This window comes from Planktothrix tepida PCC 9214 (assembly GCF_900009145.1).
GTDB lineage: Bacteria > Cyanobacteriota > Cyanobacteriia > Cyanobacteriales > Microcoleaceae > Planktothrix > Planktothrix tepida.
In genome coordinates this window covers 546118-560837 of the sequence record NZ_LN889802.1, presented here as the reverse complement: position 1 = coordinate 560837, position 14720 = coordinate 546118, and the positions used below count along the sequence as shown (strand labels likewise).

General features: G+C 38.4%; 14 protein-coding genes and 1 tRNA gene. 11 read left to right on the top strand and 4 right to left on the bottom strand.

The genetic code is table 11. From position 1 onward, the window contains the following. The gene (locus PL9214_RS16775) at nt 1-369 is read left to right on the top strand and encodes a hypothetical protein (RefSeq protein WP_072719895.1); all 369 of its coding nucleotides are present in this window, start codon (nt 1-3) and stop codon (nt 367-369) included. A 33-nt stretch (nt 370-402) separates the two neighbouring features. Here the strand turns inward: PL9214_RS16775 and PL9214_RS16770 are convergent, their stop codons facing one another. Both PL9214_RS16770 and trpS read right to left on the bottom strand, forming a co-directional pair. Continuing rightward, the gene (locus PL9214_RS16770; RefSeq protein WP_072719894.1) at nt 403-1290 is read right to left on the bottom strand and encodes a methylenetetrahydrofolate reductase; all 888 of its coding nucleotides are present in this window, start codon (nt 1288-1290) and stop codon (nt 403-405) included. Nucleotides 1291-1519: 229 nt separating this feature from the next. Next, nucleotides 1520-2527 (bottom strand): tryptophan--tRNA ligase, encoded by a 1008-nt coding sequence (trpS, locus tag PL9214_RS16765; protein ID WP_072719893.1) that lies wholly within the window; start codon nt 2525-2527, stop codon nt 1520-1522. A 152-nt stretch (nt 2528-2679) separates the two neighbouring features. Here trpS and PL9214_RS16760 point away from each other — a divergent pair, with 152 nt between their 5' ends. The 5 genes from PL9214_RS16760 (at nt 2680) to PL9214_RS32725 (ending at nt 6879) form a co-directional block, all read left to right on the top strand. Beyond that, entirely contained in the window at nt 2680-2979 is a 300-nt protein-coding gene (locus tag PL9214_RS16760; RefSeq protein ID WP_072719892.1) for a hypothetical protein, read from the top strand. Nucleotides 2980-3051: 72 nt separating this feature from the next. Further along, on the top strand, nt 3052-3897 hold the full coding sequence (locus PL9214_RS16755; RefSeq protein WP_072719891.1) for an ion transporter: 846 nt from the start codon (nt 3052-3054) through the stop codon (nt 3895-3897). Between the two features lie 66 nt (nt 3898-3963). Next, the gene (locus tag PL9214_RS16750) at nt 3964-4194 is read left to right on the top strand and encodes a hypothetical protein (protein ID WP_072719890.1); all 231 of its coding nucleotides are present in this window, start codon (nt 3964-3966) and stop codon (nt 4192-4194) included. Continuing rightward, nucleotides 4184-5362, top strand: coding sequence for an 8-amino-7-oxononanoate synthase (bioF, locus tag PL9214_RS16745; RefSeq protein WP_072719889.1), 1179 nt, complete (start codon nt 4184-4186; stop codon nt 5360-5362). Before PL9214_RS16750 ends, bioF begins: the two co-directional genes overlap by 11 nt. A 257-nt stretch (nt 5363-5619) precedes the next feature. After that, nucleotides 5620-6879 (top strand): S-layer homology domain-containing protein, encoded by a 1260-nt coding sequence (locus tag PL9214_RS32725; RefSeq protein ID WP_072719888.1) that lies wholly within the window; start codon nt 5620-5622, stop codon nt 6877-6879. A gap of 384 nt (nt 6880-7263) precedes the next feature. On the opposite strand, the gene uvrB is transcribed toward PL9214_RS32725, so the two are convergent. Then, nucleotides 7264-9261 (bottom strand): excinuclease ABC subunit UvrB, encoded by a 1998-nt coding sequence (gene uvrB, locus PL9214_RS16735; protein WP_072719887.1) that lies wholly within the window; start codon nt 9259-9261, stop codon nt 7264-7266. A 69-nt stretch (nt 9262-9330) separates the two neighbouring features. Between uvrB and PL9214_RS32720 the strand changes: the two genes are divergently transcribed. The 5 genes from PL9214_RS32720 (at nt 9331) to PL9214_RS16715 (ending at nt 11811) form a co-directional block, all read left to right on the top strand. Then, the gene (locus PL9214_RS32720) at nt 9331-9459 is read left to right on the top strand and encodes a hypothetical protein (RefSeq protein WP_281250331.1); all 129 of its coding nucleotides are present in this window, start codon (nt 9331-9333) and stop codon (nt 9457-9459) included. Between the two features lie 127 nt (nt 9460-9586). Beyond that, entirely contained in the window at nt 9587-10072 is a 486-nt protein-coding gene (locus PL9214_RS16730) for a hypothetical protein (RefSeq protein WP_072719886.1), read from the top strand. 238 nt (nt 10073-10310) lie between these two features. After that, nucleotides 10311-10505, top strand: coding sequence for a hypothetical protein (locus tag PL9214_RS16725; RefSeq protein WP_072719885.1), 195 nt, complete (start codon nt 10311-10313; stop codon nt 10503-10505). A gap of 63 nt (nt 10506-10568) precedes the next feature. After that, complete coding sequence (locus PL9214_RS16720) at nt 10569-11615, top strand: M42 family metallopeptidase (RefSeq protein WP_072719884.1); 1047 nt, start codon at nt 10569-10571, stop codon at nt 11613-11615. A gap of 123 nt (nt 11616-11738) precedes the next feature. Further along, nucleotides 11739-11811 (top strand) — tRNA-Glu (locus tag PL9214_RS16715). Nucleotides 11812-11894: 83 nt separating this feature from the next. On the opposite strand, the gene PL9214_RS16710 is transcribed toward PL9214_RS16715, so the two are convergent. Further along, nucleotides 11895-14717 (bottom strand): ATP-binding protein, encoded by a 2823-nt coding sequence (locus PL9214_RS16710; RefSeq protein WP_139295075.1) that lies wholly within the window; start codon nt 14715-14717, stop codon nt 11895-11897. Between the last annotated feature and the right edge of the window lie 3 nt (nt 14718-14720).

The window sequence follows — 14720 nt, the reverse complement described above, 5'->3', positions numbered from 1 at the left end:
ATGGCTGATTTAAGTGGAATTTGGCTAGGAACCTATTGGCAACAGGGAGTTCCAACTCGTTTTGAAGTGACATTTATTCAAAGCGGGAATACTTTGGCGGGGAATATTTTAGATGAGGGTTATTTGGGAGAAGCTCAAATTAGTGGGACAGTGGTGGGTCGTGGAGTGAGTTTCACGAAACAATATTTAACGACTTCTCCTGACTTGGTAAGTTATACGGGTACTGTCTCTGAGGATGAAAATTATCTTCAGGGACAATGGCAAATTAGCCGTTTATCATCGGGAGCTTGGGAAGCTTATCGCAGTGAGGATAATTTAACTTTGGAATTGAATAATAAAATTGCTCAAAAGGTTCCGGTTGTTTCATAAGAAATCGCCTCTGTTCCCCATCTTCGTTCTTTCCTATAAAGGTTTAATTCCAGCTAAATCTAAGATTTTAGGAATTAAATCTTCCCGTTTAACTGCCATAATATGCACACCTTGGCAAAGTTGACGGGCAATTTTAACTTGTTCAGAAGCAATTAAAATGCCTTCTTCTAAGGGATTTTTTGCTTGTTCTAAGCGATTAATAATGCTATCAGGAATATGAACACCGGGAACAAATTTATTAATAAATCGTGCATTTTTAGCCGATTTTAATAGAAAAATTCCGGCTAAAATGGGTTTTTGAGTTCCGGCGGCAATTTCGGTCATAAATTTATCTAATTTTTCAAAATCGGTGATTAATTGACTTTGAAAAAATTGGGCTCCGGCTTGCAGTTTTCGTTCAAAGCGGCTTTGTAAGCCTGACCAACTGGAAGATTGGGGATCAACCGCAGCACCTGCAAATAAGTCTGTTGCGCCATCGGGTAAGGGTTTTTGATTCCAATCTAAGCCGTGATTGAGTTTATCAATGGCTTGTAATAAACGAACTGATTCTAAATCAAAAACGGCTTTTGCATCGGGGTGATCTCCTGCTTTGACCGGATCACCGGTTAAGGCTAAAATATTTCTAATTCCTAACGCATGGGCTCCTAATAAATCTGATTGTAATCCGATTCGATTGCGATCGCGACAAGCCACTTGGCAAATGGGTTCGACTCCGTGATGCAGCAGAATAATGGAAGCCGCGAGGGAACTCATACCTAAAACAGCCCGACTACCATCGGTAATATTAACTCCATGAACACGACCTTTGAGCAGTCTAACCATTTCAATCATGTGGTTTGGATCTGTGCCTTTTGGGGGTGCGACTTCAGCCGTAACAATAAATTCATCTAGGGTTGAACAAGCAGTACGAAAACGGTTCATTCTTAAGGGTTGATGTTGTTTTTCAAAGGTTGTTTTTTAGAAGTTTAAAAATTGATGAAAGTTTCCAAATTATATCAGAAATCAGGATAAGAACTTGATTACATTTTTTTCTTGATCCCCTAAATTTTATCAGAATTATAACAGTTGTGGAAACACAGTTAGGCTAAGAACTGATGTAGCCAACCCAGGAAGTTTTTTTTCTCTGGGTTTCCTATTCCCGATTATCAAATTACAATGGTCGGGAATATCCCATTGCATCTTTAACCCGATTTAGGGTTTCATTGGCGACAGCTTCGGCTTTTTCTCGACCTGTTCTTAATACAGATTCTAAATAGCCTTGATCATCCATCACGGCTTTATATTTTTCTTGAATGGGTTTTAGACTTTCAATGACAGTTTCTGTGAATAAAGGTTTAAATTGACCCCATCCCATGTCTTGACATTCGGCGGTAACTTCTGCTTTGGTTTTATTGGTTAGAATGCCATAAAGCATTAATAAATTATGACATTCTGGACGGTCAGAATCATCAAAGGTTAAACCTCGAACTGAATCCGTTTTACAGCGTTTAATTTTTTTAGTAATTGTATCGGGATCATCTAATAAATTAATTCGGCTTAATTCTGAAGGATCGGATTTTGACATTTTTCGAGTTCCATCGGTGAGACTCATCACCCGTGCACCTTCGGGACGAATTAAAGGTTCAGGTAATTTCAGGACAGCCTTCTTTTGACCGAATAAATGATTAAATCTTACTGCAATATCACGGGTTAATTCCAGATGTTGTTTTTGATCTTCTCCGACGGGAACTTTATCCGCATCATAAAGTAAGATATCCGCCGCCATTAAGACGGGATAATCGAGTAAACCCGCGCTGACATTTTCCCCCTGTTTAATGGCTTTTTCTTTAAACTGAATCATATCTTGTAGCCAATTAATCGGGGTAATACAATTAAGAAGCCAGGTGAGTTCACTATGGGCGGAAATATGGGACTGAACAAAAATTGTAGAATAGTCTAAATCGATGCCACAAGCTAAATATAGGGCGGCAATGGTGTAGGTATCTGCGGCTAAGGTGGCTGGATTATGAGGAACGGTAATCGCGTGTAAATCGACAACACAGAAGAAGTTATCGTATTGCGCTTGATTATCGACCCAGTTGCGAATAGCACCGAGGTAGTTCCCCAGATGAAGGTTTCCGGTCGGTTGTACTCCTGATAGAACTCGCTGTTTACCCATGAGATTGATATCAACTGAACTTAATACTCTATCTTGGCATGAATGGGAGTCAGTCGTCAGTCCCTGGGGAAATTTGATCTGGGGTTTGGGGATTCTCAGAATTTAATTACATAATGAGAACAAGACTCTAAATAGTTAAGGAGAAAACCTGGATGACTGTTCCGAGCAAAAATTGGGTTGAGCAACTGAAAACCTGTTTAGACTTAGCAAAAGCGGTAGAAACTCATCCTGAAGCTAATCAATGTTTTGATGAACTTTTGACAGTGATTAAAACAGAATCTCCCCAAATGGCAGAATTATTAAACTTAATTTGGCAAGATTTGATCTCGGCTCGCCGTGCGGCTTCTTTTTGGGAACAAATGTCAGATGTTGAAAAAGACATGGCAAGTAATATGATGGAAACGATGACTCAAATGCGACAAAATCAGCTAAGGTTAATTCAAGAAATGTAAAAAAATACAGATAACTGATAACTGGTAGAGACGTGCCATGGCACGTCTCTACTGATAACTGACAATAAATCAATGGCTAGAAAAATTAAGCGTCGCATATTTCTAATTTTAGAAGCAAAAGAGCATAAACAAACTTTAAGCCGTGCTTGTGAATATTTTTTGATATTTCTAATTATTTCCAATACTTTGGCTGTTTGTATAGAATCTATTGAAGAAATTTTTAAAGCTTATGAATTTTATTTCATTGCTTTTAACCGATTTTCAGTTGGGGTTTTTACATTAGAATATCTATTAAGGGTATGGTCATGTACAACCCTTGATAGATATCGCCATCCGATTTGGGGAAGACTCCGATATATGGTAACACCCCTAGCGATTATTGATTTAATTGCTTTCTTACCCTTTTATCTCCCTTTTACGAATGCTGACCTAAGAAGTATCAAATTATTTGGATTAACTCGATTTTTACAGCTTCTAAAATTAGGTCGTTATTCTCGTGGAATTAAAATTTTAGGTGAAGTCATTCACTTGCGTCAGGAAGAACTAATTTTAACCTTAAATATTGTATGTTTTTTATTGATTTCTTCGGCTACATTAATTTATTTTGTCGAGCATGAAGCTCAACCGGATAAATTTCCCAATATTCCGGCGGCGATGTGGTGGGGGATTATTACTTTAACCACAGTCGGTTATGGAGATATTTATCCCATTACTCCTTTAGGAAAAATATTAGGGGGAATTTTAGCTTTATTAGGCATTGGACTTTTTGCCTTACCTGCGGGGTTAATTGCGTCGGGTTTTACTGAAGTGATCACAGCTAATAAAAAGTTAGCTCAAACTCCTCCCCCTAGAATTTGTCCCCACTGTGGAAAACCTCTGGATGAAACCCTTAATAATCCAACCCATCTCAGGGATTAATCAACGTTGCAGTTATGCTTTAAAATGTTCAATATCATCACAGGGAAATCAAGAGGAATCTGAATCATGAGTCTGGAACGAAGACACTTTAGAGGAATGTTTGAACCGACGGAAGTGGTTGAACTCCGTCAACTTTGTTTTACTCCCAGTCGTATTTTTGAACCCGGACATTATATCGCTGGGGATTTACCCGATATTGCCTTTGATCTGGGATTAGTTGATAAATTACCTCCGGTTCGTGGCGAAAGTGCCGAAATCAGTCAACCTTATTCTTCCGATATTGAACATGATCAATGATGCTTACGCTTGGATAGAAAAAGCCCTTGAGACGATTCATAAAGTCGATTGGTATCGTTCTGTTCAAACGGTAGAAAATCAAGCAGGTGCTACCCTGATCATTGACGGGAAACCCTTGATTAATTTTGCGAGTAACGATTATTTAGGATTAGCCGGAGATCAACGGTTAATTGATGCGGCTATTGCCGCAACTCAAGCATTTGGAACCGGAGTTACGGGTTCTCGATTGTTAACGGGACATCGCCAACTCCATCGAGATTTAGAATTAGCGATCGCTCATTTTAAACAAACAGAGGATGCCATTGTTTTTAGTTCTGGTTATTTAGCAAATATTGGCACGATTAGTGCTTTAGTTGGACAACGGGATTTAATTCTATCTGATGAATATAACCACTCTAGTCTTAAAAATGGCGCGAAAATGAGTGGCGCAACGGTGTTAGAATATCAACATAATAATCCTGAACAGTTAAGAGAACTCCTCGAAGAACATCGTCTTCCTTATCGAAAAGCACTGATTATTACCGATGGTGTTTTTAGTATGGATGGAGATTTATGTCCTTTACTGGATTTACTTGACATCAGTGAAGAATTTTCCTGTATGTTATTAGTAGATGAAGCTCATGCTACGGGAGTTTTTGGAAAAACAGGAGCCGGATGTGTAGAGTATTTTAATTGCACCAAAGAAACTTTAATCCAAATGGGAACCCTGAGTAAAGCGTTCGGAAGTTTAGGAGGTTATGTGGCAGGTTCGGCGGAACTCATTGATTTTTTAAGAAATCGTGCACCGAGTTGGATTTATACTACTGGATTAAGTCCGGCGGATACTGCTGCGGCTTTAGCTGCGATTAATATTGTGCAAACTGAACCTCAACGACGGGAACAATTATGGCAAAATGTTGAAACTTTAAAAACCCTATTCCAAGAAAAACAACTCCGCTTTAATATCCCCCTTTCTGAATCTCTTTCCCCCATTTTTTGTGTTCCCATCAAAGATGCAGCAACGGTATTAACTATCGGACAAAAACTCAAAGAGCAAGGAATTTTTGCCGCCGCTATTCGTCCCCCCACTGCTAATACCAGCCGCATTCGGATTTCCTTAATGGCGACTCATACCTTGATACAATTACAAACATTAGTTCAAGTTTTAGCTGAGGTAATTCCTGTCTAAAAATTTCAACTTTGGAAACCTTAAAAGCAGGAAGAGGGAATCTTATACCCCTCTTGATGAACCCAACCCTAAACCTTCACCACTGAGATTAAAATCTGATTCCCATTTTTGCTCTAATTCTCTAATTTCTGTTAAAATGAAACCATTCGCTGATCGATAGCAGTGTTCAAGAAGTTGTCATCAATTAAACTGATATGAAACCGCCAAAAGTATTAATTCTGTCCCCGATTTCCAATTTCCTGTTCCCTGCTAGATCAATGAAACAGATTATTTTAATCCTCAGTTTAATCACTTCCCTTTCTGCTTGTGCTAATAGTCCCACCGGGAAAGCAATAGAAAATTCTCTCAAAGCTGATCCATTATTACAAACCAATACCCCCGCACCTCAAGCAACAACTGCACCCGTTACTAACCCTAAACCTTCTATTCCGCCTGTTGAACTTCCCAGTGATTTTCCCTCAGAAATTCCCCCCTATCCTAACGCAACTTTACAGACGGTGATGCCTCCAACCCCAGATTCAACGGCGGTGATTACCCTCTGGGAAACAACAGATCCTAGTAATGTTGTTCAGGCTTTTTACCAAAAAGAGTTAAAAGCAAAAAACTGGAAAATTATCGAGAATTCTGCTAACGAAAATAACGATAATCTCAGTGCCGAAAAAGATAACTTAAAACTAACAATTGCTCAACAACCTAATCCTCAATCGGATGGAAAAACCTATTTTCAAATTCGTTATCAACCGCTTCCGGTAGAAACAGTAAGTTCTCCAACTCCAACTCCCACTTCCACTCCAACCTCCACCCCAACTCCAACCCCAACTTCTAATCCTGAAAAACCCAATAACAATTCTGTTCCTAAAGAATTAAGTCCCTTGGTGTCTGATGTTGCCAAGTTGGGTATTTTTAAAGCTCCTAATTCTCAGGAAACCGGAACCTTACCTGATCCTAATGGTAAAATTACTCGCAGTCAATATGCCCGATGGATTGTAGACGTTAATAATCAATTATATGCCAATAATCCCGCTAAACAAATTCGTTTAGCTGTTCCCAGTAGTGACCCTGTATTTACAGATGTTCCCACCACCCATCCTAATTTTGCAGAAATTCAAGGATTAGCGGAAGCGGGGTTAATTCCCAGTCCCTTATCGGGAGATAATACTGTTACCAAGTTTCGTCCTGATTCTAGTTTAACCCGTGAAGATTTAATTCGCTGGAAAGTGCCTTTAGATACTCGACAAGCGTTACCGAAAGCAAGTCTTGATGCTGTTAAAGAACGCTGGGGGTTTAAGGATACCTCTAAAATTGATGCGGGAGCTTTACCTGCTATTTTAGAAGACTATAATAATGGAGACAATTCCAATATTCGTCGGGTTTTTGGGTTTACAACTTTATTTCAACCGAAAAAGAATGTGACTCGCGCCGAAGCCGCAGCCACCCTTTGGTTTTTTGGATTTCAAGGAGAAGGAATTTCAGCCCAAGACGCATTAACTGATACTCCAAAACCCCAACAAAATTAACAAGAGGAATAACAGAACAACAGTTTGATATCGTTAAGTTTAACTTATTAATTTCCTCATATTGTTTTGGTTTTTAAAAGATTGTCAAGAAATATTGATATTTTATTGCAAATTTTTCTCAAATAGTTGACGCAATCATGGGGGTTCTGGTACTATAAAAGAAATACCTCCCAAGGGGTTATTGTGTCTAAAAGCAAAAATGGCAGCTAGAACCTTGATTCTATCGTTAAAAATGCTAATTTTCTGACGAAATTGGGAGGAGATGTGACACAGGTTTTTGGACTAAAACCGGAGGCGTTAGAAAGAGGGGTTGACAAAATACACATTTTGTGCTGTAGACTTTAAACTGAAATTTTCCCCTCTTGCTGGACATATTAACTCTAGCTAATGTCCGATAAGTTTATCGCGTAATTGTTTAATGCGATCGCGGAGTTTAGCGGCTTCCTCAAATTCTAATTGTTTGGCTGCGGCTTTCATCTGGGTTTCTAACTGAGTAATGACATCGGGAATACTTTCTAAAGGCAAGTCCTCCAAAATTTCAACCTGTTTTTCTACCGTTTGAGCATTTAACCGTCGAGACACATCCAAAAATTCCAAAATTGAATTACTCGATTTTTTGATAATTTGTTGGGGAATAATCTGATGTTCTTGATTATAATTTTGTTGAATCTCGCGCCGTCGGTTGGTTTCATCAATAGCTTTGCTCATACTTTGAGTTAAATTATCCGCATATAAAATCGCCTGTCCTCGAATATTTCGCGCTGCGCGTCCGATGGTTTGAATTAAAGAACGTTCGGAGCGCAAAAACCCTTCTTTATCCGCATCTAAAATAGCAACTAACGACACCTGGGGTAAATCTAATCCCTCCCGTAATAAGTTCACCCCAATTAACACATCAAAATCTCGGTTTTGTAATCCTTGAATAATTTCTATCCGTTCAATAGACTGAATTTCCGAATGTAAATATCGAACTTTCACGCCTCGGTCTTGTAAATATTCCGTTAAATCTTCCGCCATCCGTTTTGTTAAGGTTGTAATTAAAACCCGTTCATCTCGTTCCACTCGCTCTTGAATTTCTCCATATAAATCATCCACCTGTCCCTCCGTTGGACGCACGAACACTTCAGGATCAAGAACTCCCGTAGGACGAATAATTTGTTCGACGACTTGACCTTGAGATTGTTCAATTTCCCAATCTCCGGGTGTGGCTGATACGAAAATACATTGATTGACTTTTTGCCAAAATTCTTCCGCTTTCAACGGTCGATTATCCGCCGCACTGGGTAAACGAAACCCATGTTCAATTAAAACTTTTTTTCGCGCTTGATCACCATTATACATTCCCCGAATTTGAGGAACAGTAACGTGAGATTCATCGACGACTAATAACCAATCATTGGGAAAATAATCGATTAAACATTCTGGAGGTTCTCCCGCTTGTCGTCCGGCTAAATGGCGAGAATAGTTTTCCACCCCATTACAATATCCCACCTCCCGTAACATTTCCAAATCATAACGAGTGCGTTGAGATAAGCGTTGCGCTTCTAATAATTTACCTTGGGTTTCTAATTCAATCACTCGTTGTTTGAGTTCCTGTTCAATATCATGACAAGCTATTTCTAACCGATCTTCTGGCGTTACGAAATGTCGCGCTGGATAAATACTTAATCCGTCTAAACTTTGTAAAACTTCTCCTGTGACCGGATCAATATAACGAATGGCTTCAATTTCATCGCCAAAAAACTCAACTCGAATAATTCGATCTTCATAAGCTGGGCCAATTTCTAATACATCTCCTTTGAGACGAAATCTCCCCCGTGTTAATTCCACATCATTGCGAGTATATTGAACAGAAACTAATTCCCGTAATAATTCCCGTTGATCAATTTCCTCTCCCACTTGTAAGGGAATAGCCGCTTTTAAATATTCCGCAGGCATTCCTAAGCCGTAAATACAACTAATGGAAGCCACAACAATTACATCTCGCCGCTCAAATAAAGATCGAGTGGCGGAATGGCGGAGCATATCAATTTCATCATTAATAGAAGCGGTCTTTTCAATATAAGTATCGGTGACGGGAAGATAAGCTTCTGGCTGATAGTAATCGTAATAACTGATAAAATATTCAACGGCATTTTCAGGAAAAAAGGAACGGAATTCGTTACATAATTGGGCGGCTAAGGTTTTGTTATGGGCTAAAACCAAAGTCGGACGGCCAATTTTTTCAATCACCGAGGCGATGGTAAAGGTTTTTCCGGTTCCCGTCGCTCCCAATAGGGTACTAAAGGGTTGTCCTTCCTTAATATTATGAGTGAGTTGAGCGATCGCTTGCGGTTGATCGCCAAGGGGTTGAAAGGGAGCTTGAAGTTGAAAGGGGATCATAGGAGAGTAGGGGGAGTAGGGGCGAGGTCTTCTCGCCCATCAACAGCCGACAGTCAGTAGAGACGCGCCATGGCACGTCTGTACACAGTCAACGGTCAACAGTTTTACTTATTATGGCAAAAAGAGATTTGTCTCAACGCGGTATTTACTAAAGATCCAGTTTATTTTATAATTTATTTAGCTTTAATCCAAAATTAACACCTAACCCGTCCTTAATTATCTCCTTAATTGAGTGAAAGGCTAGGAAAATTTCAATGATGAAATTAATAGCAGGGTTAAGTATAAATTCTAAATTCGCCCTGTCAAAAAAAACTAGGTATTCATCATGACAGTTAGCTCATCTACACCCAAAAGGGGGAATGCTGGGAAGCGAACCAGTGGAACAGCAAACTCAAATCAAGATAATAAAACTCAAGCTGATCAGGTTAAAGTAGACATTGTTAACAACGAACCAACTACAGATATGAGCCCAGAAAATCAATTAGAGATCGTGGACAAACCTGCCAAAAAAGGCTCTCAAGCCAATACAGCACCGACTCAAATTCAAGTCGCTTCAACGATGACGTTTATGAACCGTCCCATTGAACATAGTCATCTTGAAATTGCGGGGATGTTATCAGCAAATCGTCCAATTTTTAAATCTAATACTCCTAATGATGTGGCGCTCATTCATTTAGAAGATGCGGTGGGAGCCTTAGCAAATCGTCCCATTGAAGCCAGTCATTTGCAAATTACCTCTATGGTGATGAACCGTCCTATTGCGACCAATGACATTGATGATCCTGTTACTTTAATGGGATTTTTGGATTAAATCTCAGATTGAATTGTTGTTGTGAATCAAAATCGGGTTTCTGAACTGAAAAACCAGAAATTCGATTTATTTTATTCGGATAAATTTTGATTATGAGAACTCATAATCCCCCTTTTTATGATCACGTCTTACCTATTTATAGGTTATCAAAACTTTATTAGATATTGATTAACTCCGGCTCTAAACTTAAGCTAATGATCCTGTATGATAGTAGGAGAGATTTTTATTGTCCGATAAAATGTTTGATTTTTTGACCAACCCTTCTGTTATTTTAACTTTGGCGATTCTTCATGGTATTATTGGTGCGATCGCTGCTTTTGTTGCTCAACAAAAAGGACGAAGTTATCCTCGATGGTTAATCATTGGATTAATTGGAGGAACACCTGCCTTAATTGTAGCCTTATTCTTAAAACCAACTTCAGTAAGTCAGTAATTAGGGAACAGGGAACAGGGAACAGGGAACAGGGAATAAATAGTAATCAGTAATTAGCAAAAAATGGATTATAATACTTTATTTCAAACCATTGAAAATTTGGTTTTACAACATTCTCCTAGTGGCGCAGAATGTGAAATTAATCAATGGTTATTAGAAGGGTTTTCTCAACGCGGTGTGGAAGCTTGGCGAGATCAAGCTGATAATATTATTGCTAAAATTCCGGGTCAAAATCCAAACCGGGCCATTGCCATTACGGGACATAAAGACGAAATTGGCATAATTGTTAAAAGTATTGAAGATAACGGAAGAGTTTTGATTCGGAAATTAGGAGGTTCCTTTCCTTGGGTGTATGGAGAAGGGGTAGTTGATTTATTAGGAGATCACCAAACCATTAGCGGAATTTTGAGTTTTGGTTCTCGTCATATTTCCCATGAATCTCCGCAAAAACTCCACCAAGAAGAGAAAGCGTTAAAATGGGAAGATGCTTGGATCGAAACGAAATGCAACCCGCAGGAATTAGAAACCGCCGGAATTAGACCGGGAACACGGGGAGTTGTGGGAAAACACCGGAAAAAACCTATCCGCCTCAAAGATTATATTGCTAGTTATACCCTTGATAATAAAGCCTCCGTTGCGATTTTATTGGCATTGGCAGAAACCGTTAAAAACCCGCCCATCGATGTGTATCTTGTGGCTTCTGCGAAGGAAGAAGTTGGGGCTATTGGGGCTTTATATTTTACCCAGAGGCAAACTTTAGAAGCGTTAATTGCCCTGGAAATTTGCCCCCTCGCACCCGAATACCCTATCACAGGAGATGAAAAACCGGTGTTGCTGTCTCAGGATAGCTATGGAATTTATGATGAGGGGTTAAATGGTGAACTGCGACAGGCGGCAACCACCGCAGGAGTACCGTTACAACTGGCGATCTTAAATGGGTTTGGAAGTGATGCTTCTATTGCAATGAAATTTGGCCATGTAGCACGGGCGGCTTGTCTGAGTTTCCCGACTCAGAATACTCACGGTTATGAAATTGCTCACTTAGGAGCGATCGCGAACTGTGTTAAAATTCTACAAGCCTTTTGCAGCAAAGATTTCAGCGCAGTTTAAAAAAATCTAAAAAAAATTTTCTAAAAGGGTTGACACCGATTCGGATATAGGCTAGATTAATAAAGGTGAAAGGCACGAAGTCAAGCGCGAAATCAAGCAACGACTCAATGCCCAATGTCATAAGCCCCCATCGTCTAGAGGCCTAGGACACCTCCCTTTCACGGAGGCGACACGAGTTCGAATCTCGTTGGGGGTACTACAAATCAGAAAAGGCTTAAGGTTTAAAGGAAATCTCAAGCCTTTTTTTGACGTTAAATGCAGGACAACAGGATTTGGTGCTTAAACAGAAGAGAAAGGTTGGGGGAGGAGGATAGCGGTCGCATTCGCAATAATATCATAGCGAAAATTATTGACTAAACGGGTCAGGATCTCGCTTAACTCATGATGATGAATAGCAATTTGTTCAATGGCTTCAAAAATTAAGCGATCATCCAATTGAACCGCGCCTTGATTCAGTTGTGCAATAATGTCTAAAGAAATATTGTTCAAGTCAGAGGCATTGAGCGTGAGTTCAGAGAGAGATTCAGGCTGAAGGATGTGATCCTGATTTTCTTGATATTGATATTGAATTTCTAAATAGTGAGCAATTTTTTCTAAAAGCATAGCTGCTTGTACAGGTTTGTGCAGACAATCTTGACAGCCAACGGCTAAAATTTTAGATTTTTCTTCTTCAAAAACGCTGGCTGTAACGGCAATAATAATCGGAGGTTGTTGAGAAGATTGAGATTGAATAGATTGAGTTGCTATATATCCATTAATAACAGGCATATTCATATCCATTAAGATTAATTGAGGCAACCAATTTAAGGCAATATTGATCGCTTCTTCTCCATTTTTTGCTTCCTGAACTTCAAAGCCAATCGGTTCTAATATTTTCCGTAGAACTTGGCGATTTTCCCAACGATCATCAGCAATTAATATTCGATAGGGTTGGGTTAAATTTACAATTCCAATAACAGGTTTATTTAAAATATTAGATTGATAACTATCCAGTTCTTCAGTTAATTTAGCTTGAATATTAAAATAAAATATTGTCCCTTTACCTACGGTACTTTTAACATTAATTTCTCCTCCCATCAGTTGAATAAATTGTCGGCTAATGGATAATCCTAAACCTGTTCCTTCTAAAGCTTTTTGTCCGGCTTCAGTTTGAATAAAGGCTTCAAAAATACTCTCTAGGTGAGTGGCTTCAATCCCAACCCCCGTATCTTCGATTTCAAAATTCAAGGTGATTTCTGGTGAGGAGTTAAACTGAGAATTACATCCTTTTTTGACTCGTAAACTAACAGAGCCATAATCGGTAAACTTAATTGCATTTCCTAATAAATTTATTAAAATTTGACGTAATTTTTTCTCATCAGTTTTTATATATTGAGGAACATCTTTCTCCAAGTTTATCATTAAATCTAATCCTTTAGATTCTGCTTTTAGTTGTAACATCTGTTGAATTAAATTTAATAAATGATAGAGATTAAAACTACTGGGGCTTAGGGAAATGTGACCCGATTCAATTTTAGCCATATCGAGGACATCATTGATTAAAGATAATAAATGTTCTCCACTGCGGCTAATAATTTGAATATATTCTTTTTGCTCCATATTGAGAGAATGATGATGATTTAATATTCCCGTAAATCCTAAAATAGCATTCAAAGGAGTTCTTAATTCATGGCTCATTCGCGCTAAAAATTCACTTTTAGCACGGTTGGCTACCTCTGCTATATCCTTCGCGTGTTTCAGTTCTATTGTCCGTTCTTCAACCCTTTGTTCTAAAGATTGGTTGGTTTCTTCTAATCGGATTAAATAATCTCTTAATTGTTGTGCCATTTGATGAAATGTTTTGGCTAAAACTCCTAATTCATCAGAACGGCTAAGGTCAATTTTTTGATAAAAATCTCCTTGAGAAAAAGCGATCGCAACTTCTTTTAAACTCATTAAAGGAACCAAAATCCAACGGGAAGTTACTAAACCCATCAAAGTTGCCATGAGTAAAGCAACAATACTTAATAAAATTGTATTTCGTGTATTTTGATGAATTTGCTGCATGAAATCCGATTCAGGAACCACAACAACAATTAACCAATCTAAACCCAATTGATCTTGCCAAGGATTGACCTGAACAAAAAATTTTTCCCCGGCTTGATTAAAACTAAAATTTTGGGGTTGTTTAATTTGAGTTAGATGAGTAAAATATTTCAAGACATGCTGAGTGGTTAAACAAATTAAAGGATCTTCAATTTCCGTGCCTTTAATTCGTTGTGCTTCTCCTTTCACTAAACGATAAGATTTAGTGGTGCTAGAACTCGCTACTAATAATTCATTGCGTTCTAAAATAAATGTTTTTCCTGATGAACTAATTTTTATGTGTTGTAAGAAATTGCTAATTTGAGATAATTGCTGATCAACACTTAATACGCCAATTAACTTTTTATTTTGACTATAAATGGGTTGACTATAAGAAATAGAAATATATTGAGGATAGCCTTCCCAGTTGTAAATATCACTCCAAACTGCATGACCGACTTTTACTGGATCAGCATACCAAGATTCTGCTTTAAAATTATAGGTATCTGCAATATCATAGGCAGGTTTAATTCGATTTCCTTGAGAATCAGTTTTATAGGATAAACTCTTTCCTTGAGTATATTTCCGAGACGTTTCACTAATTTCATAATAACCTTCTGGGTATCGACCCGCACCAATAAATTCTCCTGTGCTGCTGCCAAAACTAATATAACCAACGTTGGGAAAAATTTGTAATTGCTGCCAAAAGTATTGTCCAGTAGTTTTAAAATTATCAAGATCCAGTAAGCCGAGTTGAATCGCTTGAGCGTTGAGTTGGTTAATAGAAACTGGAACCGATAAATAAGTATTTAGATGTTGTTTTAAGCGATCGCTAATTTCGTGTTGTAATTGATTAGCTAAATCATTGACAACTTTTTGTCCATTCCGAAAAGACAACCAACTCACTAACCCCACAGAACTAAAAATCAACACCGAAAAAGGAACGACCAAAACATAACGTAATGGAATTTTACAACAAACTTTGACTAAGTAACGGCTTAAAAAAGAAGGCATTTTCACGAGGAATGCTAAATTCACAAA

Excerpts from the sequence above, each read along its gene's own strand:
- bioF (WP_072719889.1), top strand. The coding sequence starts at position 4,184 with ATGATCAATGATGCTTACGCTTGGATAGAAAAAGCCCTTGAGACGATT.
- PL9214_RS16730 (WP_072719886.1), top strand. The coding sequence starts at position 9,587 with ATGACAGTTAGCTCATCTACACCCAAAAGGGGGAATGCTGGGAAGCGA.
- PL9214_RS16755 (WP_072719891.1), top strand. The coding sequence starts at position 3,052 with ATGGCTAGAAAAATTAAGCGTCGCATATTTCTAATTTTAGAAGCAAAA.
- uvrB (WP_072719887.1), bottom strand. The coding sequence starts at position 9,261 with ATGATCCCCTTTCAACTTCAAGCTCCCTTTCAACCCCTTGGCGATCAA.
- PL9214_RS32720 (WP_281250331.1), top strand. The coding sequence starts at position 9,331 with ATGGCACGTCTGTACACAGTCAACGGTCAACAGTTTTACTTATTATGG.
- PL9214_RS16750 (WP_072719890.1), top strand. The coding sequence starts at position 3,964 with ATGAGTCTGGAACGAAGACACTTTAGAGGAATGTTTGAACCGACGGAA.
- PL9214_RS16760 (WP_072719892.1), top strand. The coding sequence starts at position 2,680 with ATGACTGTTCCGAGCAAAAATTGGGTTGAGCAACTGAAAACCTGTTTA.
- PL9214_RS32725 (WP_072719888.1), top strand. The coding sequence starts at position 5,620 with ATGAAACAGATTATTTTAATCCTCAGTTTAATCACTTCCCTTTCTGCT.
- PL9214_RS16720 (WP_072719884.1), top strand. The coding sequence starts at position 10,569 with ATGGATTATAATACTTTATTTCAAACCATTGAAAATTTGGTTTTACAA.
- PL9214_RS16775 (WP_072719895.1), top strand. The coding sequence starts at position 1 with ATGGCTGATTTAAGTGGAATTTGGCTAGGAACCTATTGGCAACAGGGA.
- PL9214_RS16770 (WP_072719894.1), bottom strand. The coding sequence starts at position 1,290 with ATGAACCGTTTTCGTACTGCTTGTTCAACCCTAGATGAATTTATTGTT.
- PL9214_RS16725 (WP_072719885.1), top strand. The coding sequence starts at position 10,311 with ATGTTTGATTTTTTGACCAACCCTTCTGTTATTTTAACTTTGGCGATT.
- trpS (WP_072719893.1), bottom strand. The coding sequence starts at position 2,527 with ATGGGTAAACAGCGAGTTCTATCAGGAGTACAACCGACCGGAAACCTT.